This window comes from Kocuria cellulosilytica, from assembly GCF_040981245.1.
GTDB classification, from domain to species: domain Bacteria; phylum Actinomycetota; class Actinomycetes; order Actinomycetales; family Micrococcaceae; genus Kocuria; species Kocuria cellulosilytica.
Genome location: NZ_JAVFWZ010000006.1, coordinates 54140 through 78968 on the forward strand (window position 1 = coordinate 54140; position 24829 = coordinate 78968).

General features: G+C 72.7%; 20 protein-coding genes, 1 tRNA gene and 1 riboswitch. Of the genes, 16 read left to right on the forward strand and 5 right to left on the reverse strand.

Annotation, left to right across the window (positions count from 1 at the left end; translation table 11 throughout):
* The first annotated feature begins 2 nt into the window (after window positions 1–2).
* Window positions 3–1214 (forward strand): MFS transporter, encoded by a 1212-nt coding sequence (locus RCG67_RS10540; RefSeq protein ID WP_368826084.1) that lies wholly within the window; start codon window positions 3–5, stop codon window positions 1212–1214.
* Here the strand turns inward: RCG67_RS10540 and serC are convergent.
* Entirely contained in the window at window positions 1211–2350 is a 1140-nt protein-coding gene (gene serC, locus RCG67_RS10545) for a phosphoserine transaminase (RefSeq protein WP_368826085.1), read from the reverse strand. The two genes, RCG67_RS10540 and serC, sit on opposite strands and share 4 nt — an antisense overlap.
* 438 nt (window positions 2351–2788) lie before the next feature.
* On the opposite strand from serC, the gene RCG67_RS10550 reads away from it, so the two are divergent.
* From RCG67_RS10550 to RCG67_RS10565, 4 genes are all read left to right on the forward strand, one after another.
* Window positions 2789–3475: a metal-dependent transcriptional regulator gene (locus tag RCG67_RS10550; RefSeq protein WP_368826087.1), complete on the forward strand. Its 687-nt coding sequence runs from the start codon at window positions 2789–2791 to the stop codon at window positions 3473–3475.
* Window positions 3476–3854: 379 nt separating this feature from the next.
* Window positions 3855–4042, forward strand: a riboswitch (cyclic di-AMP (ydaO/yuaA leader).
* 5 nt (window positions 4043–4047) lie between these two features.
* On the forward strand, window positions 4048–4731 hold the full coding sequence (locus RCG67_RS10555; protein ID WP_368826088.1) for a C40 family peptidase: 684 nt from the start codon (window positions 4048–4050) through the stop codon (window positions 4729–4731).
* A 265-nt stretch (window positions 4732–4996) separates the two neighbouring features.
* Complete coding sequence (locus RCG67_RS10560) at window positions 4997–5902, forward strand: C40 family peptidase (protein WP_368826090.1); 906 nt, start codon at window positions 4997–4999, stop codon at window positions 5900–5902.
* Between the two features lie 143 nt (window positions 5903–6045).
* Window positions 6046–6312 carry a hypothetical protein gene (locus RCG67_RS10565; RefSeq protein ID WP_368826092.1) on the forward strand — a complete coding sequence of 89 codons (267 nt, stop codon included), beginning with the start codon at window positions 6046–6048 and terminating at the stop codon, window positions 6310–6312.
* Here RCG67_RS10565 and RCG67_RS10570 read toward each other — a convergent pair.
* Window positions 6263–7621, reverse strand: coding sequence for a DUF4031 domain-containing protein (locus RCG67_RS10570; RefSeq protein WP_368826094.1), 1359 nt, complete (start codon window positions 7619–7621; stop codon window positions 6263–6265). The two genes, RCG67_RS10565 and RCG67_RS10570, sit on opposite strands and share 50 nt — an antisense overlap.
* A gap of 256 nt (window positions 7622–7877) precedes the next feature.
* On the opposite strand from RCG67_RS10570, the gene RCG67_RS10575 reads away from it, so the two are divergent.
* Window positions 7878–7950 (forward strand) — tRNA-Arg (locus RCG67_RS10575).
* Window positions 7951–8100: 150 nt separating this feature from the next.
* Here the strand turns inward: RCG67_RS10575 and RCG67_RS10580 are convergent.
* Window positions 8101–8781 carry a hypothetical protein gene (locus RCG67_RS10580; protein WP_368826096.1) on the reverse strand — a complete coding sequence of 227 codons (681 nt, stop codon included), beginning with the start codon at window positions 8779–8781 and terminating at the stop codon, window positions 8101–8103.
* Window positions 8782–8931: 150 nt separating this feature from the next.
* On the opposite strand from RCG67_RS10580, the gene RCG67_RS10585 reads away from it, so the two are divergent.
* Window positions 8932–9660, forward strand: a complete 729-nt coding sequence (locus tag RCG67_RS10585; protein WP_368826098.1) for an NHL repeat-containing protein — start codon at window positions 8932–8934, stop codon at window positions 9658–9660.
* Between the two features lie 55 nt (window positions 9661–9715).
* Window positions 9716–12187, forward strand: coding sequence for a DNA helicase PcrA (gene pcrA / locus RCG67_RS10590; RefSeq protein ID WP_368826100.1), 2472 nt, complete (start codon window positions 9716–9718; stop codon window positions 12185–12187).
* A 168-nt stretch (window positions 12188–12355) separates the two neighbouring features.
* On the opposite strand, the gene RCG67_RS10595 is transcribed toward pcrA, so the two are convergent.
* Both RCG67_RS10595 and RCG67_RS10600 read right to left on the reverse strand, forming a co-directional pair.
* A complete protein-coding gene (locus tag RCG67_RS10595; RefSeq protein ID WP_368826102.1) occupies window positions 12356–13804 on the reverse strand; it encodes a sugar porter family MFS transporter in 1449 nt (482 codons plus the stop codon).
* A 270-nt stretch (window positions 13805–14074) separates the two neighbouring features.
* Window positions 14075–14824, reverse strand: a complete 750-nt coding sequence (locus tag RCG67_RS10600) for a hypothetical protein (RefSeq protein WP_368826104.1) — start codon at window positions 14822–14824, stop codon at window positions 14075–14077.
* Between the two features lie 261 nt (window positions 14825–15085).
* Between RCG67_RS10600 and sucC the strand changes: the two genes are divergently transcribed.
* The 8 genes from sucC to RCG67_RS10640 all read left to right on the forward strand — a co-directional run bounded on the left by sucC (window position 15086) and on the right by RCG67_RS10640 (window position 24792).
* Window positions 15086–16255, forward strand: coding sequence for an ADP-forming succinate--CoA ligase subunit beta (gene sucC, locus RCG67_RS10605; protein ID WP_368826106.1), 1170 nt, complete (start codon window positions 15086–15088; stop codon window positions 16253–16255).
* A 40-nt stretch (window positions 16256–16295) separates the two neighbouring features.
* Window positions 16296–17213 (forward strand): succinate--CoA ligase subunit alpha, encoded by a 918-nt coding sequence (gene sucD, locus RCG67_RS10610; protein ID WP_368826108.1) that lies wholly within the window; start codon window positions 16296–16298, stop codon window positions 17211–17213.
* Window positions 17214–17478: 265 nt separating this feature from the next.
* The gene (locus RCG67_RS10615; protein ID WP_368826110.1) at window positions 17479–18438 is read left to right on the forward strand and encodes a sugar phosphate isomerase/epimerase family protein; all 960 of its coding nucleotides are present in this window, start codon (window positions 17479–17481) and stop codon (window positions 18436–18438) included.
* A 34-nt stretch (window positions 18439–18472) separates the two neighbouring features.
* On the forward strand, window positions 18473–19384 hold the full coding sequence (locus tag RCG67_RS10620) for a sugar phosphate isomerase/epimerase family protein (RefSeq protein WP_368826112.1): 912 nt from the start codon (window positions 18473–18475) through the stop codon (window positions 19382–19384).
* Complete coding sequence (iolC, locus tag RCG67_RS10625) at window positions 19381–20367, forward strand: 5-dehydro-2-deoxygluconokinase (RefSeq protein WP_368826114.1); 987 nt, start codon at window positions 19381–19383, stop codon at window positions 20365–20367. Before RCG67_RS10620 ends, iolC begins: the two co-directional genes overlap by 4 nt.
* The gene (locus RCG67_RS10630) at window positions 20364–21302 is read left to right on the forward strand and encodes a Cgl0159 family (beta/alpha)8-fold protein (RefSeq protein ID WP_368826116.1); all 939 of its coding nucleotides are present in this window, start codon (window positions 20364–20366) and stop codon (window positions 21300–21302) included. Before iolC ends, RCG67_RS10630 begins: the two co-directional genes overlap by 4 nt.
* Window positions 21299–23269 carry a 3D-(3,5/4)-trihydroxycyclohexane-1,2-dione acylhydrolase (decyclizing) gene (iolD, locus tag RCG67_RS10635; protein ID WP_368826117.1) on the forward strand — a complete coding sequence of 657 codons (1971 nt, stop codon included), beginning with the start codon at window positions 21299–21301 and terminating at the stop codon, window positions 23267–23269. The genes RCG67_RS10630 and iolD overlap by 4 nt, the downstream gene beginning before the upstream one ends.
* The gene (locus RCG67_RS10640) at window positions 23266–24792 is read left to right on the forward strand and encodes a CoA-acylating methylmalonate-semialdehyde dehydrogenase (RefSeq protein ID WP_368826119.1); all 1527 of its coding nucleotides are present in this window, start codon (window positions 23266–23268) and stop codon (window positions 24790–24792) included. The genes iolD and RCG67_RS10640 overlap by 4 nt, the downstream gene beginning before the upstream one ends.
* The last annotated feature ends 37 nt before the right edge of the window (window positions 24793–24829 follow it).

The window sequence follows — 24829 nt, forward strand, 5'->3', positions numbered from 1 at the left end:
GGATGTTCCGGTCCTTCCGGTTCCGCAACTACCGGCTGTGGTTCCTCGGCGCGCTCGTGTCCAACATCGGGACGTGGATGCAGCGCACGGCCCAGTCGTGGCTGGTCTTCGACGAGCTCTCGGACCACGACGCCACCGCCATGGGCGTGGTGACGGCCCTGCAGTTCCTGCCCCAGCTCTTCCTCGCGCCCTGGGCCGGTGTGCTCGCGGACCGGCTCGACCGGCGGCGCCTGCTGCTGTGGACGCAGACGGCCATGGCGGTGCTGGCGGCCGGTCTGGGGGTGCTGGTCCTGGCCGGCGCGGCCACCCTGTGGCACGTCTACGGCTTCGCCCTCGCCCTGGGCGTCGTCTCCACGCTGGACGCCCCCGTGCGCCAGACCTTCGTCTCCGAGATGGTCGACGACGCCTACCTCTCCAACGCCGTGGCCCTGAACGCGACCTCGTTCAACACGGCCCGGATGATCGGGCCCGCCGTGGCCGGCGTGCTCGTCGCCTCGATCGGGTCGGGCTGGGTGTTCCTCCTCAACACGCTGACCTTCGGCGCCATGCTCGCCGCCGTTCTGGCGATCCGCACGGACGAGCTGCGCGGGATGCCGCGGTCCGGCCGGGGGCGGGGGCAGATCCGGGAGGGCCTGGCCTACGTCGGCAGCCGCCCCGACATCGTGGCCGTGCTGATCACCATCTTCCTCATCGGCACCTTCGGGCTGAACTTCGCGGTGTTCCTGGCGGCCATGGCCGGCCCCGAGTTCGGCCGCGGCCCGGAGACCTTCGGACTGCTCAACTCGGTCCTGGCGGTCGGCACGGTGGCGGGGGCCCTGCTCTCGGCCCGGCGCCGCAGCGCCCGGCTGCGCTACGTCTACGGGGGCAGCGCGGTCTTCGCCGTCAGCTGCCTGGGCGCGGCGACGGCGCCCAGCCTGCCGCTGTTCGCGCTGTGGCTGGTGCCCTGCGGACTGTCCTCCCTCACCATCATGACCACCGCCAACGCGTACGTGCAGTCGACCACCTCACCGGTGATGCGCGGACGGGTCATGAGCCTGTACATGGCCATCTTCATGGGCGGCACCCCGATCGGGGCGCCGGTCGTCGGCTGGATCACCGACGCCCTCGGGGCGCGCTGGGGCATGGGGGTCGCCGTGGCTGCGGGTCTCGGCGGGGCCCTGGTGGGCTTCGTCGTGTGGTGGCGGCTGCGCGCGGGGCGCGTGCCCGCCGGTTAGCGCCCCGACCGTCCCTGGAGCTGCTCGACGACGTGGTCGACGCAGCGCAGCAGCCGGGCCACGTCGTCGGGCTCGATCGAGACGAACGTGGCGATCCGCAGCTGGTTGCGCCCCAGCTTGCGGTAGGGCTCGACGTCCACCACTCCGTGGGCGCGCAGGACCGCCGCGACACCGGCCGCGTCCACGGCGTCGTCGAAGTCCACGGTGGTGATCACGGTGGAGCGGTCCTCCGGGCGGGCCACGAACGGGCTCGCGAAGGGGGCCGCCTCCGCCCACGCGTAGACGAGGTCGGAGGACTCCTTCGTGCGGGCCGCGGCCCACGCCATGCCGCCCTGCTCGTTGAGCCACCGGACCTGCTCGTCGAGCATGACCAGGGTGGCCAGGGCGGGAGTGTTGTAGGTCTGGTTCTTCCGGGAGTTCTCGAGCGCCGTGGTGAGCTGCAGGAAGTCGGGGACCCACCGCCCCGAGGCGCCGATCCGCTCGATCCGCTCGACGGCCGCGGGGGAGAACGCGCCGAGCCACAGCCCGCCGTCGGAGCCGAAGTTCTTCTGCGGGGAGAAGTAGTAGACGTCCGTCGCGGCCAGATCGGCGGCCATTCCGCCGGCCGCCGAGGTGGCGTCGACCAGCACGAGCGCCTCGTCCGCGGTGCCGGCGGGCCGCGCCACGGGCGCGGCGACCCCGGTGGAGGTCTCGTTCTGGGGCCAGGCGTAGACGTCCACGCCCTCCTCCGCACGGGCCTCCGGGCGCGCTCCGGGGGCCGACTCCACGATCGAGGAGGCCTCCAGGAACGGGGCGCCGTCGGTGGCCTGGGCGAACTTCGCCCCGAACTCGCCGAACACCAGGTGCTGTGCCTTGCGCTGCACGAGCCCGAAGGCGGCGGCGTCCCAGAAGGCGGTCGCCCCGCCCAGGCCCAGCAGCACCTCGTAGCCCTCGGGGAGGCCGAGGAACTGCGCGAGGCCCTCGCGCACCGAGCCCACGAGCTGCTGCACCGGCGCCTGGCGGTGGGACGTCCCGAGCAGGGCGGTTCCGGCGCGGGCCACGGCCTCGACCTGGGCCGGGCGGATCTTCGAGGGGCCGGCGCCGAACCGGCCGTCGGCGGGCAGCAGGTGCTGGGGGATGGTGACGTGTGCGGGCAACGGGCGCTCCCTCGGGATGACGTGCGGCGGGTGACGGGCGGTGGGCGCGGCCGCCGGGACGGGACGCTCGCGCCGTGCGCGCCTCGGCCCATTCTGCCCCACCCGCGGACGCCGGGCTCCGCGCGTGCCGGGTGCGGGGGGCGCCGGGCTGCGGGGTGCCGGGGGCGGTGGGCGCCGGGCTGCGGGGTGCCGGGGGCGGTGGGCGCCGGGCTGCGGGGTGCCGGGGGCGGTGGGCGCCGGGCTGCGGGGTGCCGGGGGCGGTGGGCGCCGGGCTGCGGGGTGCCGGGGGCGGTGGGGGCCGGGCTCATCGGGCCGTGGGCTCCGCGGGTGCCGCTCTCCGTCCGGGCCAGAACGGGGCTCTCGCACTAAGCTCGTGCAGGAAGACCGGACCGGGCAGGATCCCCGGGGCCGGACGGCCGGACGAAGGATGACTGAGGCATGAGCGACCTGATCGACACCACGGAGATGTACCTGCGGACCGTGCTCGAGCTCGAGGAGGAGGGGATCACACCGATGCGGGCCCGCATCGTGGAGCGTCTCGACCACTCCGGGCCCACGGTCTCGCAGACGGTGTCCAGGATGGAGCGGGACGGGCTGCTGACCGTGGGCCCGGACCGGTCGCTGCTGCTCACCGAGGCCGGCCGGGAGCGAGCCGTGCAGGTCATGCGCAAGCACCGGCTCGCGGAGCGGCTGCTCGCCGACGTCATCGGCCTGGACCTGGCCCAGGTCCACGACGAGGCGTGCCGGTGGGAGCACGTCATGAGCGAGCAGGTCGAGCGGCGGCTCGTGGACCTGCTGCACAGCCCCCGGCACTCGCCGTACGGCACGCCGATCCCCGGTCTCGCCGCCCTCGGGGTGGAGGACAGCCCCGCCGCGGCGCACCCCTCCCTGCTCGACGCCGCCCGCCACGTCCCGGACGGCCCGCACACCATCGCGCTGCTGCCGGAGGTGGTCCAGGCGGACGCCGACCTGCTGGGCGTGCTGAGCGACGTGGGCGTGCTCACCGGGGCCCAGGTCAGGGCGCGGGTGGACGGTCAGCTCGTGCGCATCGAGGTGCCGGCCACGGGACGGTCCGCGGAGGTCGACCTGCGGACCGCCGCGGCCATCCGCGTCCTCGCCTCCTGACGCCCCGCCGGGGGCGACGGGGGACATCTCCCGCCGTGCCCTCCGAAGCGGCGCGGCGTCGCCCGCCGGGGCCCGAAACCGCCCCGGCGGGCGGTCCCGTCCCGGATGTGTGGACGTTCACAAGACACTTTCGGCCAGTCCGGTCCCCGGCGGGCGCCCGAGAGGTGCCGGCCCTGGTGGGACGCGGATTTCCCGGGCTCAGAAGCACACTGCACAGGCCGTCACGCGGGCAAATTCATCTGCTCAACCAATCAATAGGGCCGAATTGATATCACGTTCGTTGCCTCTTCGTGATCGGCCGTGATCAAAACGTGACACTTCCGTAATCTGTCATGTACTGTTCAACGCGTGCCGATCACTGGTCGGATCGGCGCCCACGAAGCACATCGCCGAATTCTGCCGGTGCCCGTGGCCTCTACACAGAAACTGCTTGGCAGAAGCGGGGGAACCACTTTCGGTCCCGGTGATCCGGGTCCTTGGGGTTAAGTCGTCAGAGCGCGTGCGTTCTGCGGCCGGGTGTCTCCCACCCGAATCCGACAGCTCACCTCGTAGGCAAAGGGAGGAACTCAACCATGTCGCTTTTCAAGCAGAACTCTGCCCGCCACCGCGCCGAGAGCACCTCGCACGCCGTGCGCAACACCACCATCGCCGCCGCCGCCGGCGCCGCGGTGATCGGCTCCATCGCCCCGGCCCAGGCCTACGCCCAGGCCCCCGTCGAGTCCGGCGCGGCCTACTCGGCCCCGGCCCCGGCATCCGCCTCGCTGGCCGGCTACACCTCGTACACCTACGAGGCCCCGGTCGCCGCGCAGCCCGCCGCCCAGCCCGCCGCCCCCGCCTACGAGGCCCCGGCCCCGGCACCCCAGCCGGCCGCCGCCTCCGCGAGCGTGACCCCCCAGTCCACCGCCACCACGGCCATCGCCCCGGCCGCCGGCGGCATCGTCGGCACCGCGATGTCCGCGCAGGGTGCCGGCTACGTCTACGGCGGAACCGCCTACGGCGCCTGGGACTGCTCCGGTTTCACCCAGTGGGTCTTCGCCCAGAACGGCATCGACCTGCCCCGCACCACCTGGTCCCAGTTCGCGGCGGGCACCCCCACCGCCAACCCGCAGCCCGGCGACCTCGTCTCCCAGAACGGCGGCGCGCACGTGGGCGTCTACATCGGTGGCGGCAAGATGATCTCCGCCCTGAACCCGACCCAGGGCACCCAGGTCCACTCCGTCAACGCCATGCAGCTGGACGGCTACTACACCTTCTGATCGGTCCCCGCCGCCCGCACCTCCGGGTGCGGGCGGCACCCGATCCCCCCCAGGGCACGGAGAGCCGCTCTCCCGGTTCTCCGTGCTTCCTGCTGTCCGCCCGGACAGCGCCTCTCCCCTCCGCTCGCCCGGCCGTCGTTCCCGATCCCGGAACACCGTCCTGCCGGACACCGGACCACCCCAGCACCGCCCGGGGCGATCCGTGCTGTCCCCGTGCCCTCCGGCAGGCCGGCTCGGCCCCGCCAGAAAGTCGTCTGAACTCCTCATGACCCGTGACCTGAACTCCTCGAACGGCATCGGCTCGCTCCTGACCGGCAAGGCCCGCACCGTGGCCGCCGTCGCTGCGTTCTCCGGACTGGCCCTCGCCACCACCGTGTCCGTGCAGGCCGCTCCGGCCCAGGACGCCTCCGCCGACGCCCCGCTGTCCGCCGTGGCCGCCGCGACCCCCGCCGCGGCCCCTGCCGTGTCCCTCGAGCCCGTCGCCCACGTGACGAAGGCCGAGAAGCCGGCGTCGGAGAAGCCTGCTGCGAAGAAGGCGGAGAAGAAGGCCGAGAAGAAGGCCGAGCGGAAGGTGCAGACGCCGGTCGTCGCGGCCCCCGCCGTGGCCGCCCCGGCCCCGAAGCCGGCCGTGCCGGCCGCCCCCGCCCCGAGGCCGGCCGCCGCGCCCGCCCCGGCCCCGAAGCCGGCCGCCGCGCCGGCCCCGGTCGTGGCGGCGCCGAAGCCCGCCGCTCCCGAGCCGGTCGTGCAGGCCGCCCCGGCCCCGAAGCCCGTCGCCGCCCCGAAGCCGGTCGTGCAGGCCGCCCCGGCCGCCGAGCGCACCGTCAGCACCCAGAGCTCCGCCTCCGGCAAGGGCGCGACCATCTCCTCCGCCGCCATGGGTCAGCTCGGCGTGGGCCAGGACTGCACCGCGCTCGTCACGAACGCCCTGCGCGCCGCCGGGATCAACCACCACGGCTGGCCGGCCTCCTACCTGAGCCTCGGCACGCAGGTCTCCGCCGGCCAGGCGCAGCCCGGCGACCTCGTCTACTACGCCGACGGCGGCATGGGCGCGGCCCACATCGGCGTCTACATCGGCGGCGGCAAGGCCGTCCACGGCGGCTGGAACGGCGGCACGACCGTCATCGACAGCGTCAACGTGGGCTCCGGCCCCGTCTACGTCCGCGTGCGCTGAGCGCCCGCGAGAGCACCGGTTCGGGTGCGCGGTTCCTGGTCGGCCAGACGGGAACCGCGCACCCGCTGTCGTTCCCGGAGTCTCCTCGCCGGCCGCTGCGGCGCCCGCTCCGGTGCCCGCCCGGCGGCCGATAGACTGGGACCATGTCCACCGACTTCAGCCGCAACGCCCGCACGAGCCTCGATCGTGAGTACGCCTACATGGCCTACGGCATGATCGCCGGCGCCGTGCCCGGCATCGTGGCCGGGTTCGTGGTCGCGGCCTTCGTGGGCCACGCCGCGATGTGGCTCTCCGTCCTCGGCGGCATCGGGATCGTGCTCGGACTGGTCACCGGGATCCTGCTCCACCGGCGGCGGCACGTCACGCCCGGGCGCACGGACCGCCGGGAGGGCGGCGCAGCGCCGGAATGACGTGCTCCCGCAGCAGCGGGGCCAGGTCCGCGGGGAGCGCGTCGAGGACGTGCTCGTCGACGTGCTGCCAGCGCAGCTCCTCGATCTCCGCGAGCGGCACGGGCCGGCCCGTCAGCGGCGCCGTGAACACGGTGCAGCGCACCCACGTGCCGGCCTCGTTCGCGGCCGGCGCCTCGAACTCCCCGAGCAGGCTCAGCTGAGCGGGGTCCAGCCGCAGGCCCACCTCCTCCGCCGTCTCGCGCACGGCCGCCGCCGCCGGGGACTCACCGGGATCGAGCTTGCCGCCCACCAGCATGAAACGCTCCGTGCCGCGCTTGCGCACCGTCAGCAGCGCCCCGTCGTCGTCCCGCAGGCACACGGCGGTGATGGTCAGCACCGCGGCCTCCGCGGGGGGACCGGCGGGACCCGCCCCGACGGCCGCGCGCAGCCGGGCGATCTCGTCCTCGAGGTTGCGGACCGCCGCGGCGCCCCACCGCCGCCGGGCGGCCGGGGTCCGGAACAGCGGGCGCCGGTGCCGGAGGTCCTCGAGCACGCGCAGCCGGGCCTGCGCGAACACCGCCTCCGGCACGTGCGCGTACTCCTTCCGGACCCCCGCGACATAGGCGGCGTAGCCCGCCGGGTCGGCCCCGAGCACCGAGAGATCGGCGTCGAGGAGCAGCCCTCCGGCGGGGTCCTCGTCGGTGACCCGGTGCCCGAGGGTGAGCAGCACCAGCCGTTCGACCTCCGCCGCGAGCGTCTCGGGGAAGCCGGCGGCGGTCAGCCGCGCACGGGCCAGCTCCGCGGACTCCTGCTCGTCGGCCCCGGGGCGGCCCCGGTAGACCGCGTCGTGGAACCACGCGGCCAGGACCAGGGCCTCGGACCGGGCGGGGTCGAGCCGGGTCCCGGCCAGCAGCAGGTCGAGGGCCTCGAGCACCGCGAGCAGGTGCGCCGGGCCGTGGTAGTGCCGGTGCGGCTCGCTCCACCGGTGCACGAGCTCCTCGCCCAGCGCCGGGTGCGCCGGGAAACGGGCGGCCCACCGCCGCAGGAGGACACGGGCGATCCGGTCCGGGCGCGCCCGCGCGGGAACGCGCAGCCCGCTGCGCACGAGCACGCGCGTGAGCTGCCGGCCGTCGACCGGCCGGGCACCCGCGGCCACCGCCTGCTCGTACCGGCTCTCCGGCACGTCGTAGTGGTCCCGGTCGAAGGCGCGCCGGGAGACCCCCAGCCGGTCCGCGAAGGCGTGCAGCTCCTCGTAGGAGGTGTCGGAGACCAGGTGCGAGAAGTGCGTGCCGTGGGCCGGCCACAGCGGCGGATCGATGTAGACGGGCATGCGATCGATCCTAGTGGGGCTGCACCGGCCGGCTCCCGGCGGGTCGGACGGGTGTCCGGGCCGTCGGGCGGTGGGCCCGGCGGGCCCGGACGGGCCGTCGGGCGGCGGCTCGGACGGGTGTTCGGGCCGCCGGGCGGTGGGCTTCGCCGGACCCGGACAGGCCGTCGGCCGGTGGGCTTCGCCGGGTCCGGACAGGCCGGGGTCCGGAGGCGGCCGGTTAGCGGGGGTCCGGGGGAGCCCCTAGACTGTTCGCGTCGCCCTCGTAGCTCAGGGGATAGAGCACGGCTCTCCTAAAGCCGGTGTCGTTGGTTCGAATCCAATCGAGGGCACGCACGGACGCCCCGGACCGCACGGTCCGGGGCGTCCGACCGTCCGGAGCGGTTCCGGCGCGGGGCCGGACGCAGTTCCGGCGCGGGGCCGGACGCAGTTCCGGCGCGGGTCTGCGCGCCCCGGGCCCCTTCGGCACCCGGACCCGCCGGTCAGCGCCGCGGGGTGGGCGCGCGGTCCCGGGGCGGGGCATCGCCGGAGGCGGTGCCCGACCGGCGCCGGACGGCCTCCACGGCCACGGCCGCGGTCACGGCGAGCAGCAGCACCAGCAGGACCCAGCGGGCGACCACCAGCACGGAGGCCGTGGTCACGGCGGAGCCGTCCCCGGGGTCCGCGAGAGCGGCGTCGATCGCCGCGTTGCCCGCCAGCGAGACGGCCGCGAAGCCGAGCACCACGGCCGAGCGAAGCCATCGCCGGGTACGGGAGGCCGTGTTGACCGCCACGAACAGCAGCCACGCCAGTCCCACGAACAACGGGGCCAGCAGCCCGGACGAGCGGTGCACCGCCTCGTACTGGGCGCGCCCCTCCGCGCCGAGCGCAGCGGCGAGGCGCTCGGCGTGCTCCTGGCCGAACCCGCCCGGCATCCACTCGGGCAGGGCGAGCCCGTCGGCCGCCGCGGCGCCGTACCGGGGGAGGATCCAGGCGTGCACGTACAGCCACAGGAGCGTCGCCACGGACATGGCCACGCCCACCACGAGACCCGAGCTCGACCGCGTGGGCTCCGGCCGGAGCTCACCGGGTGCCGCCTGGTGCAGGCGCGCTCCCCGGGGCGGCCCCGCGGGTGAGGCGGCGCCGCCGTGCTTGCGTGCCTTCTGTGCGCGTGTCAGTCCCATGCCCCCATTATCCTGTCGTGCGCCCACCGCCCAACGCGGGGACCGAGGGGTAGGCTGGGGCCACCCGCACCGGTCCTGACGGACCGCACGGGGGGCGGCCCGGCCGAGGACGACCGGGCGCTCGACGAGGACGACACGGAGGTGCCGGTCATGGAACTGTCCATCGGACTCCCGGACGGCCTGCTCATGCGGCTGACCGAGGGCAACGTGCTGACGCTGTTCGAGAAGGACCACGAGACGGTGCGCCGCACGGTGGACTGCTCCGTCCTCGGCGGCGCCCCCATCGCGGACATGGTGTGGTCGCACAAGCTCTCGGCCGTGATCGTGGCGGTGCCCACCCTGCACCGGCTCTTCCGCTGGGACCCGTACACCGACGTGCTGTACGAGTTCGCGGGCACGGGCGAGTCCGGACGGCGGGACGGCAAGGCGGCGCAGGCGAAGTTCGCCGCCACCGTGTCCATCACCGAGGACGGCGGCGGCACCCTCTGGCTCATCGACCGGGACTCCTCGTCCCTGCGCTGCATCGAGATCGACACCGACAAGCCCGACGGCGGCCCGCAGGTCTGCACCGTCGTGGGCCGGGCGGGCGCCGGCTTCACCGACGGCCCCACGGACGTGGCGCAGCTGGACCACCCCGAGGACCTGCAGATCCTCTACGACGGCTCCGTCGTGATCGCCGACACCGGCAACGACGCCATCCGGCACCTCGATCCGGCCAGCCGGGAGCTCGACACCGTCTACGGCGGAGGGGCCGAGAACTCCGTCGAGTTCGACGACGACATCCGGCTGCACCGGCCGGTCCGGGTCACGGTCGCCGACTCGGAGCTGTGGGTCGAGGACGACAACGGCCGCCACCGGCTCGAACTGCACTTCGTCTGAGGGCCGTCCCCCGGCCGGCCCGGCTGTCCCCGGGCCTCGGTAGACTGGGCCCACGATGGACTACCTCTTCGACAACCCGCTCCTGCCCTCCGCGTCCGTGGCCCGCCCCGGCGCCGCCGCCCCGCCGCGGCGCGGCACCGCCTCCGCCGACGCCCTCGTGGAGGGGCTCAACGAACCGCAGCGGGCCGCCGTCGAGCACTCCGGCTCACCGCTGCTGATCGTCGCCGGCGCCGGCTCCGGCAAGACCCGCGTGCTGACCCACCGGATCGCGCACCTGCTGGCCACCGGCCGGGCCCACCAGGGCGAGATCCTGGCGATCACGTTCACGAACAAGGCCGCGGCCGAGATGCGCGAGCGCGTGGTCGAGCTCGTGGGAGACTCGGCGAGGTCGATGACGATCTCCACCTTCCACTCCTTCTGCGTGCGCGTGCTGCGGCGGGAGGCCGCGAGCGTGGGCCTGAAGTCGACCTTCTCCATCTACGACTCCGCGGACTCCCTCCGGCTCATCACGCTCGTGGCCAAGCAGCACGACCTCGACCCCAAGCGCTTCGCGCCGAAGAGCATCCAGCACCGGATCTCCGCGCTGAAGAACGAGCTCGTCGACGACGAGACGTACCTGTCCCGGGCCTCCGAGAGCGACCCCTTCGAGAGCGCCGTGGCCCAGGTCTACCGCGGCTACACCGAGCGGCTGCGCGCGGCCAACGCCATGGACTTCGACGACCTCATCAGCCAGACCGTGCACATGCTCCGGGCGTTCCCGCAGGTGGCCGAGTACTACCGGCGGCGCTACCGGCACGTGCTCATCGACGAGTACCAGGACACCAACCACGCGCAGTACGCGCTCGTCCGGGAGCTCGTCGGGACCGGCGCGGACACCGGGACCGGTCCCGGGGCGAGCCCCGTGCCGCCCGCCGAGCTGACCGTCGTGGGCGACTCGGACCAGTCGATCTACGCGTTCCGCGGGGCCGACATCCGCAACATCGTCGACTTCGAGCAGGACTACCCCCAGGCCCGCACGATCCTGCTGGAGCAGAACTACCGGTCCACCCAGAACATCCTCACCGCGGCCAACGCGGTGATCGCCAAGAACAAGGGCCGCCGGGACAAGCGGCTGTGGACGGCCTCGGGCAGCGGCGAGAAGATCACCGGCTACGCCGCCGAGAACGAGCACGAGGAGGCCCGCTTCATCGCCGAGGAGATCGACCGCCTCCAGGACGAGGACGGCTACCGCCCCGGCGACGTGGCCGTGTTCTACCGCACCAACGCGCAGTCCCGCTCCCTCGAGGAGATCCTCATGCGCGTCGGACTGCCGTACAAGGTGGTGGGCGGCACCCGCTTCTACGAGCGCAAGGAGATCAAGGACGCCCTGTCCTACCTGCGCGCGATCGTGAACCCGGACGACGACATCAACGTCCGCCGGATCGTGAACGAGCCCAAGCGGGGCATCGGCGACCGCGCGGAGGGCGCCGCCGCGGCGCTCGCCGAGCGCGAGCGGATCTCCTTCATGGCCGCCCTGCGCCGCGCCGACGAGGCACCCGGGATGGCCACCCGTTCGCTCAACGCGGTCAAGGGGTTCGTCCAGCTCATGGACGACCTCGCCTCGGTCGCCGAGGGCTCGGGGGCCGCCTCCGTCCTCGAGGCCGTCCTGGAGCAGTCCGGCTACCTCGCGGCCCTGCGCCAGTCGCAGGACCCCCAGGACGAGTCCCGGGTCGAGAACCTCGCGGAGCTCGTGGCCGTGGTCCGCGAGTTCGAGCGGGACCGCCCCGAGGCGGGGCTGCCCGAGTTCCTCGAGCACGTCTCCCTCGTGGCCGACGCCGACCAGATCCCCAACCGGCCCGCCGCCGGGACCGAGGGCGGGCCGACCGCCGAGCAGATCGCGCAGGAGGTCGCCGAGGCCCGTGCCCAGGGCGTGGTCACCCTCATGACCCTGCACACCGCGAAGGGCCTCGAGTTCCCGGTGGTCTTCCTGACCGGGATGGAGCACGGGCTGTTCCCGCACCAGCGCTCCCTCACGGACGAGAAGGAGATGGAGGAGGAGCGGCGCCTCGCCTACGTGGGTCTCACCCGGGCCCGCGAGCGCCTCTACCTCACCCGGTCGGAGTTCCGCTCCATGTGGGGGCAGTCCCAGTACAACCCGGCCAGCCCGTTCCTGGACGAGATCCCGGCCGAGCTGCTCGACTGGAAGCGCGAGGGCTCCTCCGCCCCGGCGTCGTGGGGCTCCGCGCTGCACGGCGGCGGCTCCGGGCAGCGGGACCCGATGCGGGGCTCCTACTGGGGCGCGGCGGCGGCGTCGAACGCGGCCTTCGAGCGGATGGCCCCGTCCCGGGCCACCACGGCGGGCCGGGTCCAGCCCAACAAGGAGATCCCGAGCCTGTCCGTCGGCGACACCGTCGACCACAAGGCGTTCGGGAAGGGCACGGTGGTGTCCCTCGAGGGTGCCGGCGACAAGACCGTGGCGAAGGTGCGGTTCGGGGCCGACGAGAAGCGTCTCCTGCTGCGCTACGCACCGCTGACGAAGGTGGGCTGAGCCCGGCGGGCCCGCCGCGGTCCCGTCCGGCGAGCAGCCGCCCGCCGCGGACGCGTGCGGCCGGCGGCCGTGCAGGAACGGAGGAGCCCCCGTGGTGGGGACGGCCCCGTCGACGGGCCGTCCCCACCACGGGGGCTCTGCGCGCGGCGCACCGCCGCGGTCCGGTGCCTAGGAGGTGGGCGCCTTGACCTGGTAGATCGCGCCGGTCGAGACGTCCTCCTCGAGCGCCTCGAGGGTCCGGCCGCGGGTCTCCGGGACCTGCGTGTAGACGAAGATCAGCGCCAGCACGCCGACCCCGGCGAAGAGGAAGAACGTCCCGGTGATCCCGACCGCGTCGACCAGGGAGGGGAAGTAGAGCGAGAGGACGCCGTTGGCGACCCACAGCATGAACACGGACACGCCGATCCCGAAGCCGCGCATGTGCAGCGGGAAGACCTCCGAGAGGTACACCCACACCGCGACGTTGAGGAAGGTCTGCATGGAGCCGACGAAGGCGACGACCAGGGCCAGGATCACCCAGGGGCGCAGCGGGTTGCCCTCCTCCAGGGTCAGCGCGGAGATCCCGATGAGCAGGTGGCAGGTGGTGGTGAGGGTCAGCCCGATCATGAAGGTCTTGCGCCGGTCGAGCCGGTCCATCAGGTACAGCGCGATGAACCCGCCGACCACGGCGATCACCCCGGGGGCGATGTTGGCGATCAGCGCCGCGCCCGCCTCGAAGCCCGACTCGATGAGCACGATCTGCCCGTAGTACATGATCGAGTTGATGCCGGTGAGCTGCTGGGCGATGCCCAGGCCGATGCCGACGAGCATGATCCGGATCAGGTGCTTGTTGGTCAGAATCGTGCCCAGCCCGATCCGGTTCTCGGCCCGCTCCTCCTCGGTGATGTGCTCGACCTCGCCGAGCTCGGCGATCGCGCGGTCCTCGGAGCGCACCGACTTGAGCACCGCGAGGGCCTCTTCGTGGCGGCCCTTCTCGACGAGCCAGCGCGGGGACTCGGGCATCCGGAGCATCCCGACGAACAGCGCCACGGCCGGCAGCGCGGAGATCGCGAACATGATCCGCCAGACCCCGGTGACATCGCTGAAGACGTTGCCGATGATCGCGTTGATCACGAACGCCGAGAGCTGGCCGATCACGATGGCGACCTCGTTGCGGCCCGCGATCGAGCCGCGGATCTCGTACGGGGCCAGTTCGGCGAGGAAGACGGGCACGACCGCCGAGGCCCCGCCCACGGCCAGGCCCAGGCAGATGCGCCCGGCCACCAGGATCTCGTAGGACGGGGTGAAGACGACGATCATCGTGCCGACGAAGAACAGCACGGCCAGCAGGAGGATGGTCCTGCGCCGTCCCCAGGCGTCCGAGATCCGGCCTCCGGAGAGGGCGCCGACGGCGGCGGCGAAGACGAGCGAGCTGGTGACCACGCCCTCCGTGAGCGGGGTGAGGCCGAGCTCGGCCGACATCGGGCGCAGCGCGCCGTTGATCACGCCGGTGTCGTAGCCGAACAGCAGGCCGCCGAAGCAGGCGACGATGGAGATCAGGCCCAGGCGCTTGCGGTGCGGCCCGGAGGTCAGAGGAGGCAGCGTGGCGGCTGCCTCGTGCGGTGACGATGTGGCCATCGGAGGTTCCTTTGTTCGTGCGCAGCCGTTGCGCTCTTCATGATGAGGGTTCGTCAGTGCGAAGGGCCACGGGGAGCGTGACGCAGGTCTCACTGATGCTGATGTCACTATGTTAGGACATATGCGTGGGGCAGGGAACCCTGCCGGACGGATTTTTGTGACGGCCGCAACATCCGTCGTCGTCAGGCCCCGAACCGGTCCCGGAGCCGGGGACGACGGAGGCCGACCCGACCGGGTGCAGGGAGGGCGCGGGCCGGCAGGCGGGTGCCTTCAGACGAACAGCAGCACCGCCACGGCCGCGGGGGCCGTCCAGCGCAACGACCTGCCGGTGAGGTTGTGCACCGCGCCCAGCAGCGTGCAGCAGACCACGGCCGTGGCGACGGAGGCCCAGCCGCCGAGGAGCAGCCCGGGCAGGGCGAGCAGGAGCCCGAGGACGAGCCCGCCCACCGGCGCGGCCTGTGCCCAGCGCAGCGGCCGGCGCAGCTCCACGGCCCGCTGCACGCACGTCAGGACCAGCGCCAGGAGCAGGGACCGGCCCACGTGGTAGGCCGCGAAGCCCACCATGCCCAGCCACGCGCCTCCGCCGTAGTCGGCGTAGAGGTCCAGGTAGAGCTGGATCGGCTGGACGCGCCACTCGCCCACGAGGAAGACGGGCAGGATCACCCCGAGCAGGACCGCCAGCACGAACAGGAACAGGGCGGTGGTGGTCCGCCGGTGGTCGACCGCGGGGGAGGGGGAGGGGGCCGAGGGCGGAGGGACGCCGGGGTCCAGGGCCCGGTGGCGCAGCCACGCCACGAGACCTCGCTGGATCCCGACCCACGCCGCGCCCAGGCAGAGCCAGGCGAAGACCTGCCAGCCCAGCGGGTAGACGTCGGGGATCTCGCCGGTGAGGGTGAGCACCGTGCCGTCGACCACGGTCTCGAGCCCGAGGGCCACGAACGCGAAGGTCGCGATCGAGACGAGGAAGCCGGGGTCGGCGGGGGCGAACGCCCGGTTCTCGGGGGGGTCGACAGAACTCATGGGGCCAGTCAATCAAGAAACGCCGGGCCGCACGCGCGCGTCCCCGGTTGTGGCCGCCGATTCGGCATGCACTACAGTCTCGTACAGGGAGTGCACCGGAAAGTCCCGCGCCCGGAACGGCTCCGCGGAACGACCCGGACGCATCCGCCGGGCCTCGGCCGGGAGGATGCGGGCGCTCCGTTCACCATCCGGTCGGAGGACGACCCGCGTACTGCCCGGGTCGCCGCCGCCCACGACTTCGACGAAGAAGGGCATTTACCCGTGGACCTGTTCGAATACCAGGCACGCGACCTGTTCGAGAAGCACGGCGTCCCCGTGCTCCAGGGCATCGTCGCGACCACCCCCGAAGAAGCAAGGGCCGCCGCCGAGAAGATCGGCGGAGTCACCGTCGTGAAGGCCCAGGTCAAGGTCGGAGGCCGCGGCAAGGCCGGTGGCGTCAAGGTCGCCAAGAACGCCGACGAGGCCTACGAGTACGCCCAGCAGATCCTCGGGATGGACATCAAGGGCCACACCGTCCACCGGGTCATGATCGCCCAGGGCGCGGACATCGCCGAGGAGTACTACTTCTCGATCCTGCTGGACCGCGCCAACCGCTCGTACCTCGCCATGTGCTCCGTCGAGGGCGGCGTGGAGATCGAGCAGCTCGCCGTCGAGCGTCCCGAGGCCCTGGCCCGGGTCGAGGTCGTCCCGACCGAGGGCATCACCGAGGCCAAGGCCCAGGAGATCGTCCGCGAGGCCAGGTTCGACGAGGAGACCGCCGCGAAGGTGGCCCCCGTCCTCGTGAAGCTGTGGGACGTCTTCAAGAAGGAGGACGCCACGCTCGTCGAGGTCAACCCGCTCGTGAAGACCGGCGACGGGCAGGTCATCGCCCTCGACGGCAAGGTCACCCTGGACGAGAACGCCGAGTTCCGCCAGCCCGAGCACGCCTCGCTCGCGGACAAGTCCAGCGCCGACCCCCTCGAGGAGAAGGCCAAGGAGCACGACCTCAACTACGTCAAGCTCGACGGCGAGGTCGGCATCATCGGCAACGGCGCGGGTCTGGTCATGTCCACCCTGGACGTCGTCGCCTACGCCGGGGAGAAGCACGGCAACGTCAAGCCGGCCAACTTCCTGGACATCGGCGGTGGGGCCTCGGCCGAGATCATGGCCGCCGGCCTGGACGTGATCCTCAACGACCCGCAGGTGAAGTCCGTGTTCGTCAACGTCTTCGGCGGCATCACCGCGTGCGACGCCGTGGCCAACGGCATCGTGAAGGCGCTCGAGATCCTCGGCGACGAGGAGGACAAGCCGCTGGTGGTCCGCCTGGACGGCAACAACGTCGAGGAGGGCCGGCGCATCCTCGCCGGCGCCAACCACCCGCTGGTCACCCTCGCCGAGACCATGGACGAGGGTGCGGACAAGGCTGCCGAGCTCGCCCACGCCGCCAACTGATCCGCCGACACGGACGAACACTTCTAAGGAACGAACAGCAATGGCTATCTTTTTGAACAAGGACTCCAAGGTCATCGTTCAGGGCATCACCGGCGGCGAGGGCACCAAGCACACCGGGCGCATGCTCGCGGCGGGGACCCAGGTCATGGGCGGCGTGAACGCCCGCAAGGCCGGCACCACCGTGTCCCACCAGGACAAGGACGGCAACAGCGTGGACCTGCCGGTCTTCGGCACGGTCGCCGAGGCCGTCGAGAAGACCGGCGCGGACGTGTCGATCGTCTTCGTCCCGCCGGCCTTCACGAAGGACGCCGTGATCGAGGCCATCGACGCCGAGGTCCCGCTGGTGGTCGTGATCACCGAGGGCATCCCGGTGCAGGACTCCGCCGAGTTCTGGGCCTACGCCAAGTCCAGGACCGGTGCGGACGGCAAGCAGACCACCCGCATCATCGGCCCGAACTGCCCCGGCATCATCACCCCCGGCGAGTCGCTGGTCGGCATCACCCCGGCCAACATCACCGGCAAGGGCAGGATCGGGCTGGTCTCCAAGTCCGGGACCCTGACCTACCAGATGATGTACGAGCTGCGGGACATCGGGTTCACCACGGCCATCGGCATCGGCGGCGACCCGGTCATCGGGACCACCCACATCGACGCCCTCGAGGCGTTCGAGGCGGACCCCGAGACCGAGGCCATCGTGATGATCGGCGAGATCGGCGGCGACGCCGAGGAGCGCGCGGCGGACTTCATCAAGGCCAACGTGTCCAAGCCCGTCGTCGGTTACGTCGCCGGCTTCACCGCTCCCGAGGGCAAGACCATGGGCCACGCCGGCGCCATCGTCTCCGGCTCCTCGGGCACCGCGCAGGCCAAGAAGGAGGCTCTCGAGGCCGCGGGCGTGAAGGTCGGCAAGACGCCGTCCGAGACCGCCCAGCTCATGCGGGAGATCTTCGAGGGCAAGTGACGCCCCGGGCCCCGGCCCGCTGATCCGCCGCGCACCAGGCCCCGTCCACGAACGCTCGTGGACGGGGCCTCTGCCTGTCCGGGGCCACGTCGGCGCACCGCGGGACCGGGCGCCGGCCGACGCCGGCCACGCCACCGCGGAAGTAAGACGGTATGTCTTTACAATCTGACCTGATGTCGTATCCTGGTTGTGATCCGGAACACTGATCGATCCGGCCTCCGGCACCCGCACGGAACATCGGCCCGGCACCAGAAAGCAGGTCACCTTGGCGCAGCAGAACGCGACCCCCCGGACCGTCGACACGGCGGCCCAGCAGAAGAACCCCGTGCTGATCGGCACCGCCCCGGACTCGTGGGGCGTGTGGTTCCCCGACGACCCCCGGCAGACGCCCTGGGAGCGCTTCCTCGACGAGGTGGCCGAGGCCGGCTACTCCTGGATCGAGCTGGGCCCCTACGGCTACCTGCCCACCGACCCCGCCCGGCTCGCCGACGAGCTGGCCCAGCGCGACCTCAAGGTCTCCGCCGGCACCGTCTTCACCGCCTTCCACCGGGGCGCCGCCCAGTGGGACGAGGCCTGGGAGCCCGCCCGCAGGGTCGCCGAGCTGACCGCCGCCATGGGCGGCGAGCACATCGTGGTGATCCCGGCCATGTGGCGCGACGACGTCTCGGGGGAGGCCCTCGAGAACGAGCACCTGAGCACCGAGCAGTGGAACGCCCTGTGCACGGGCCACGACCGGCTCGGCAAGGTGCTGCGGGAGGAGTACGGCCTGCAGCAGCAGTTCCACTCCCACGCCGACTCCCACGTGTGCGGCCAGCCCGACATCGAGACCTTCCTCCAGCGCACCGACCCCGAGCTGGTCACCCTGTGCCTGGACACCGGCCACGCCGAGTACGGGGGAGCGTCCTCCGTGGACCTGATCCGCAAGTACCCCGAGCGGATCGGCTACCTGCACCTCAAGCAGATCGACCCCGTGGTCCTCGAGCGCGTGCGCCGGGAGAACCTGACCTGGGCCGCGGCCAACCTGGCCGGTGTCATGGTCGAGCCGCCCGCCGGTCTGCCCGACCTCGCTGAGGTCATCGCGGAGGTGGAGAAGCTGGAGCGGCCGATCTTCGGCATCGTCGAGCAGGACATGTATCCCGTCACCTCCTTCGACGTCCCGCTGCCCATCGCGACCCGCACGCGCTCCTACCTGCTGGGCTGCGGCTCCCGCACCCGCGTCCGCTGATCCGTCCGCGCACCACAGACCTGGAGAACCGTCCATGAAGATCGCCCTCGATCCCACACCGTTCCACTCCACCCACTCCCTGCTCGAGTTCCCGCGGCTCGCCGCGGACCTGGGCTACGAGTACCTGCAGCTGACGCCGCACGCGGACTTCCTGCCCTTCTTCAACCACCCCAAGGCCGACGACCGGCTCGTCGCGGACCTGCGGGCGGCCTGCCGCGACGCCGGGGTGCAGATCGCCTCCGTGCTCCCGGTGCTGCGCTGGTCCGCGCCGGACCCGGACGCCCGGGAGGCGGCCGTGCGGTACTGGAAGCGGGCCGTCAGGATGACCGTGGACCTCGGGGTGCAGCAGATGAACACCGAGTTCCAGGGCCGGCCCGAGCGGGCCGAGGAGTCCGAGCGGGCCTTCTACCGGTCCATGGAGGAGCTGCTGCCCCTCGTCGAGGCCGAGGGCGTGCACATCGCGATCGACCCGCACCCCGACGACTTCGTGGAGCAGGGCCTGGCCGCCTGGCGCGTGATCCGGGGCGTGAACTCCCCGAACCTCGGCTTCGCCTACGTGGCCCCGCACACCTTCCACATGGAGGACGCCCCGCTGGAGATCATGGCCGCCGTGGGGGACCGGCTGCGCGTGGTCCACGTCGCCGACTCCATGGACCACCACCGCTCGCACGGGCTGCGCTACATCACCAACCCGCCGGGCAGCACCGCCCGGGTGCACCAGCACCTGAAGATCGGTGACGGCGACGTCGACTGGGACGAGTTCTTCGGCGGGCTCGCGGCCAACGGCTTCCTCGACCGCGAGGACTCCGTGATGGTCTCCTCGGTCTTCGCCGAGAACGAGAACGCGACGGAGGTCTCCCGCTACCAGCTCGAGCAGATGACCGAGCGGGCCGCCGCGGCCCGCTCCCAGCAGCAGAACGCGCAGAAGGCGGAGGCCCACGCATGAGCTACGACGTCGTGACCCTGGGGCGCATCAGCGTCGACATCTACCCCGACGACATCGGCGTCGGCCTGGAGGACGTGACCACGTTCCGCAAGTACCTGGGCGGTTCGCCGTCGAACGTGGCGGTCGCCGCGGCCCGCCACGGCGAGTCCGCCGCGGTGATCACCCGCACCGGCGACGACCCGTTCGGCACCTACCTGCACCGGGAGCTCACCCGCTACGGCGTGGACGACCGGTTCGTGAGCTCCGTGCCGGGGCTGCAGACCCCCGCCACGTTCTGCGCGATCCGCCCGCCGGAGGACTTCCCGCTGTACTTCTACGGCCGGTTCCCCACGGCCCCGGACCTGCAGATCCGGCCCGAGGAGATCGACGCCGAGGTCGTGCGGGACACGCGCATCCTGTGGTCCACCGTGACCGGCCTGTGCCAGGAGCCCTCCCGCTCCGCCCACTTCGCCGCCCACGAGGCCCGGCCCCGCGAGCAGCTGCGCGAGGACCAGCACACCGTCCTCGACCTCGACTACCGGCCCATGTTCTGGGCGTCCGAGGAGGACGCCCGCGCCCAGGTCCACGAGCTGCTCCAGCACGTCACCATCGCCATCGGCAACGACAAGGAGTGCGCGGTGGCCGTGGGGGAGGGCACCCCGGACGAGCAGGCCGACCGGCTGCTGGAGGCCGGCGTGCGGATCGCCGTGGTCAAGCTCGGCCCCGAGGGGGTCATGGCCAGGACCCGCGACGAGCGCGTGGTCTCGGCCCCCGTCCCCGTGGAGACCGTCAACGGCCTCGGCGCCGGGGACTCCTTCGGCGGGGCCTTCTGCCACGGCATCAACCAGGGCTGGAGCCTCGAGCAGGTCCTGGACTACGCCAACGCCTCCGGCGCGATCGTGGCGTCGAGGATCTCCTGCTCCGACGCCATGCCCACCCCCGACGAGGTCTTCCGGCTGCTGCGCGAGCGCGGCCGCGCCGTTCCCGAAGGAGCCACCCGATGACCACCACGTCCACCCTCGAGCTCGACACGGCCGATCCGCGCCGCTACGAGCACCTGAGCCGGATCCGGCTCGAGGACCCGCGCGCCGTCCAGCGCGCCGCCGACACCCGCCGGCGCCACCCGGGCCTCGTCCACGGCAAGCAGAACTTCGTGGTCGCCGCGGACCACGCGGCCCGCGGCGCCCTGAAGGTGCGCGACGAGCACGACGCCATGGCCGACCGCCGCAGCCTGCTCGACCGGCTGCAGATCGCCCTGGCGAACCCCAGGGTCGACGGCGTGCTGGCGTCCCCGGACGTGCTCGACGACCTGCTGCTGCTGGGCGCCCTCGACGGCAAGCTCGTCTTCGGGTCCATGAACCGCGGGGGGCTGCCGGGCCTGGTCAACGAGATCGACGACCGCTTCACCGGCCACACGGCGGCGGCGCTGGACCGGGTCGGCGCCGACGGCGGCAAGATGCTGACCCGCATCTGCTTCGAGTCCCCGGACACCACCTCCGTGCTGGAGAGCACGGCGCGCGCGGTGGACTCCCTGGCGGCGCTCGGGCTGATCGCGATGGTCGAGCCCTTCATCTCCCGGATCACCGACCGGGGCATCGTCAACGACCTCTCCGCCGACGCGGTGATCCAGTCCGTGGCCATCGCCCAGGGCCTGGGCGGGACCTCCGCCCACACGTGGATGAAGCTGCCCGTCGTCGAGGACATGGAGCGGGTGATGGCGGCCACCACCCTGCCCACGGTCCTGCTCGGCGGGGACCCCAGCGGCCGGCCCGACGAGGTCTTCGCGACCTGGGCGGCCGCCCTGGCCCTGCCCGGTGTGCAGGGCCTGACCGTGGGCCGCACCCTGCTGTACCCGGAGGACGGCGACGTCGCCGGCGCCGTGGCCACCGCCGCGTCCCTGCTCAAGGGGCACCCCGTCGAGGAAGGAGCCGCCCGATGAGCACCCGCACCCTCTCCGTCTCCCAGGCGCTCGTGGAGTTCCTGGCCAACCAGTGGACCGTCGACCGGATCGGCGCCGAGGAGTACCGGCAGCGCACGGTCCCCGGGATGTTCGGCATCTTCGGCCACGGCAACGTGGCCGGGGTGGGCCAGGCCCTGAAGCAGTACCAGGCCGAGGACCCCACGGTCATGCCCTACTACCAGGGCCGCAACGAGCAGGCCCAGGTGCACCAGGCCGTCGGCTACGCCCGGCACACCCGGCGCCGGGCGACCTTCGCGGTGTCCACCTCGATCGGGCCCGGGGCCACGAACATGGTCACCGGCGCCGCCCTGGCCACCACGAACCGGCTGCCCGCGCTGCTGTTCCCCTCGGACCAGTTCGCCTCCCGGCGGCCGGACCCGGTGCTCCAGCAGCTCGAGCGCCCCGACGCCAACGACATCACCGTCAACGACGTCTTCCGGCCGGTCAGCCGCTACTTCGACCGCGTGTGGCGGCCCGAGCAGCTGTTCTCCGCGCTGCTCAACGGGATGCGGGTGCTCACGGACCCGGCCGAGACCGGTGCCGTGACCATCGCCCTGCCGCAGGACGTGCAGGCCGAGGCCCTCGAGGTGCCCGAGGAGTTCCTCGCGCCCCGGGAGTGGCGGATCCGCCGGCCCGCCCCGGAGGAGGAGGACGTCCGCGCGGCCGTCGCGGCGATCCGCGCGGCCGAGCGGCCGGTGGTCATCGCCGGCGGCGGGGTCCACTACGCCTTCGCGACCGAGGCGCTGCGCGAGTTCGCCGAGGCCACCGGGATCCCCGTGGCCTACACCCAGGCGGGCGTGGGCGTCCTGGACTGGGACCACCCGCAGTGCCTCGGGGCCGTCGGGTCCACCGGGTCCACGGCCTCCAACGCCGTGGTCGCCGACGCCGATCTCGTGATCGGCATCGGCACCCGGTACGAGGACTTCACCACCGCCTCCCGCACCGCGTTCCAGCACCCGGACGTGCGCTTCGTCAACGTCAACGTGGCCGCCTTCGACGCCTACAAGCAGGGCACCGCCGTGCCGGTCGTCGCCGATGCCCGCAAGACCCTCGTCGAGCTGACGAAGGCGCTCGGCGGGTACCGGGTGGGCGCGGACCTCGCGGCGACCGTCGAGGCCGAGAAACGGCGCTGGGACGCCACCGTGGACGCCGCCTTCGGCGAGCGGCACCTGCCGCTGCCCAGCCAGAACGAGATCATCGGGGCCGTCAACGAGGCCATGGACGAGCGCGACGTCGTCGTGTGCGCCGCGGGCTCGCTGCCCGGCGACCTGCACAAGATGTGGCGGGTCAAGGACCCGTACGGCTACCACGTCGAGTACGCGTTCTCGTGCATGGGCTACGAGATCGCCGGCGGGCTCGGGGTCAAGCGGGCCGCCGTCGCCGAGGCGGAACGGGCCGGTGCGCCCCAGGACGCCCGCGACGTCGTCGTCATGGTCGGGGACGGCTCCTACCTGATGATGCACACCGAGCTCGTCACGGCCGTGGCCGAGGGGCTCAAGCTCGTGGTGGTGCTGATCCAGAACCACGGCTACGCCTCGATCGGCGCCCTCTCGGAGCAGCTGGGCTCCCAGCGCTTCGGCACCAAGTACCGCTACCTCGACGGCGAGCGGCACAGCTTCGACGACGGGTCGACCCTGCCGATCGACCTCGCCACCAACGCCGAGTCCCTCGGGGTGCGGGTGCTGCGGGTCGAGCCCGGCGAGGGCGTGATCGACCGGCTGCAGGCGGCCGTCGCGGAGGCCAAGGCCGTGCCGGAGGGCTCCGGCCCCGTGCTCGTGCACGTGGAGTCGGACCCGCTGATCGACGCCCCCAGCTCCGAGTCCTGGTGGGACGTGCCCGTCACGGGCACCGCCACCCTCGCATCCACCCACGAGGCCTACGAGGTCTACCAGCAGCACAAGTCCCGGCAGCGTCCGCTGCTCGGGGAGTCCAGGAGGAACGCATGAGCCAGCAGACCCAGCAGCAGACCCAGCACGTCGAGCACTTCATCGACGGCAAGCGCACCCCCGGCACCGGGGACCGCACCCAGGAGATCTACAACCCCGCCACCGGCGAGGTGTCCGGCATCCTGCACCTGGCCACGGACGAGGACCTGCAGACCACGGTCGCCGCGGCCCGGAAGGCCGCGGACTCGTGGGGGGACGTCTCCCTGGCCAAGCGCACCGCCGTGCTCTTCAAGTTCCGCGAGCTCGTGGCCGCCCACACCGACGACCTCGCCGCCCTGATCACCGCCGAGCACGGCAAGGTGCTCTCCGACGCCAAGGGCGAGGTCGGCCGCGGCCTCGAGGTCGTGGAGTTCGCCTGCGGCATCGCCGAGCAGCTCAAGGGGGAGTTCTCCGACCAGTTCTCCACCGGCATCGACGTCTACTCCTTCCGCCAGCCCCTGGGGGTGGTCGCGGGCATCACCCCGTTCAACTTCCCCGTCATGGTGCCCTTGTGGATGGCGCCGGTGGCGATCGCCACCGGCAACGCGTTCATCCTCAAGCCCTCCGAGCGGGACCCCTCCCCGTCCCTGCTGATCGCCGAGCTGTGGCAGCGGGCCGGCCTGCCGGACGGCGTCTTCCAGGTCCTGCACGGCGACAAGCAGGCCGTGGACGGGCTGCTGACCCACCCGGACGTCGACGGCATCTCGTTCGTGGGCTCCACCCCGATCGCGCAGTACGTGCACGAGACCGCCACGAAGCACGGCAAGCGCGTCCAGGCCCTCGGCGGGGCCAAGAACCACGCGATCGTGCTGCCGGACGCGGACATGGACTCCGCGGCGGACAACCTCACGGCGGCCGCCTTCGGCTCCGCCGGGGAGCGCTGCATGGCCGTGTCCGTGGCCGTGGCCGTGGGCGAGGCCGCGGACCTGCTCGTGGACAAGCTCGCGGAGCGGGCGAAGGACATCACCGTGGGCAACGGCATGGACGCCTCCTCCGACATGGGCCCGGTCATCACCCCCGCCTCCCGGGACCGCGTGCGCCGGATCGTCACCGCCGCCGAGCAGGCCGGCGCGGCCGTCGTGGTGGACGGGCGCGACCTGGTCGTGGCCGACCACGAGAACGGCTTCTTCGTGGGCCCGACCGTCCTCGACAAGGTCCGCCAGGACATGGAGGCCTACGAGGAGGAGATCTTCGGGCCCGTGCTGGTCGTGCTGCGCGTGGACAGCCTCGACGAGGGCATCGAGGTCATCAACGCCAACCCGTACGGCAACGGCACCGCGATCTTCACCTCCTCCGGCGCCTATGCCCGGCAGTTCAAGCGGCGCGTGACCGTGGGCATGATCGGCGTCAACGTCCCGATCCCCGTGCCCGTGGCCTGGCACTCCTTCGGCGGCTGGAAGGCCTCCCTGTTCGGCGACCACCACATCTACGGGCCCGACGGCGTGCGCTTCTACACCCGCGGCAAGGCCGTCACCGAGCGGTGGCCCGAGCCGCACCACGCGTCCGGGGCGTCCTTCGCGTTCCCGTCCTCGGGCGACCACTGAGCCGACCGCACCGAGCCCGTCCCCGCCGGTCCCGCGA

What these genes read in the sequence shown, in the direction of transcription:
- RCG67_RS10540 (WP_368826084.1), top strand. Translation starts at nt 3, where the DNA reads ATGTTCCGGTCCTTCCGGTTCCGCAACTACCGGCTGTGGTTCCTCGGC.
- RCG67_RS10550 (WP_368826087.1), top strand. Translation starts at nt 2,789, where the DNA reads ATGAGCGACCTGATCGACACCACGGAGATGTACCTGCGGACCGTGCTC.
- RCG67_RS10555 (WP_368826088.1), top strand. Translation starts at nt 4,048, where the DNA reads ATGTCGCTTTTCAAGCAGAACTCTGCCCGCCACCGCGCCGAGAGCACC.
- RCG67_RS10560 (WP_368826090.1), top strand. Translation starts at nt 4,997, where the DNA reads ATGACCCGTGACCTGAACTCCTCGAACGGCATCGGCTCGCTCCTGACC.
- RCG67_RS10565 (WP_368826092.1), top strand. Translation starts at nt 6,046, where the DNA reads ATGTCCACCGACTTCAGCCGCAACGCCCGCACGAGCCTCGATCGTGAG.
- RCG67_RS10570 (WP_368826094.1), bottom strand. Translation starts at nt 7,621, where the DNA reads ATGCCCGTCTACATCGATCCGCCGCTGTGGCCGGCCCACGGCACGCAC.
- RCG67_RS10580 (WP_368826096.1), bottom strand. Translation starts at nt 8,781, where the DNA reads ATGGGACTGACACGCGCACAGAAGGCACGCAAGCACGGCGGCGCCGCC.
- RCG67_RS10585 (WP_368826098.1), top strand. Translation starts at nt 8,932, where the DNA reads ATGGAACTGTCCATCGGACTCCCGGACGGCCTGCTCATGCGGCTGACC.
- pcrA (WP_368826100.1), top strand. Translation starts at nt 9,716, where the DNA reads ATGGACTACCTCTTCGACAACCCGCTCCTGCCCTCCGCGTCCGTGGCC.
- RCG67_RS10595 (WP_368826102.1), bottom strand. Translation starts at nt 13,804, where the DNA reads ATGGCCACATCGTCACCGCACGAGGCAGCCGCCACGCTGCCTCCTCTG.
- RCG67_RS10600 (WP_368826104.1), bottom strand. Translation starts at nt 14,824, where the DNA reads ATGAGTTCTGTCGACCCCCCCGAGAACCGGGCGTTCGCCCCCGCCGAC.
- sucD (WP_368826108.1), top strand. Translation starts at nt 16,296, where the DNA reads ATGGCTATCTTTTTGAACAAGGACTCCAAGGTCATCGTTCAGGGCATC.
- RCG67_RS10620 (WP_368826112.1), top strand. Translation starts at nt 18,473, where the DNA reads ATGAAGATCGCCCTCGATCCCACACCGTTCCACTCCACCCACTCCCTG.
- iolC (WP_368826114.1), top strand. Translation starts at nt 19,381, where the DNA reads ATGAGCTACGACGTCGTGACCCTGGGGCGCATCAGCGTCGACATCTAC.
- RCG67_RS10630 (WP_368826116.1), top strand. Translation starts at nt 20,364, where the DNA reads ATGACCACCACGTCCACCCTCGAGCTCGACACGGCCGATCCGCGCCGC.
- iolD (WP_368826117.1), top strand. Translation starts at nt 21,299, where the DNA reads ATGAGCACCCGCACCCTCTCCGTCTCCCAGGCGCTCGTGGAGTTCCTG.
- RCG67_RS10640 (WP_368826119.1), top strand. Translation starts at nt 23,266, where the DNA reads ATGAGCCAGCAGACCCAGCAGCAGACCCAGCACGTCGAGCACTTCATC.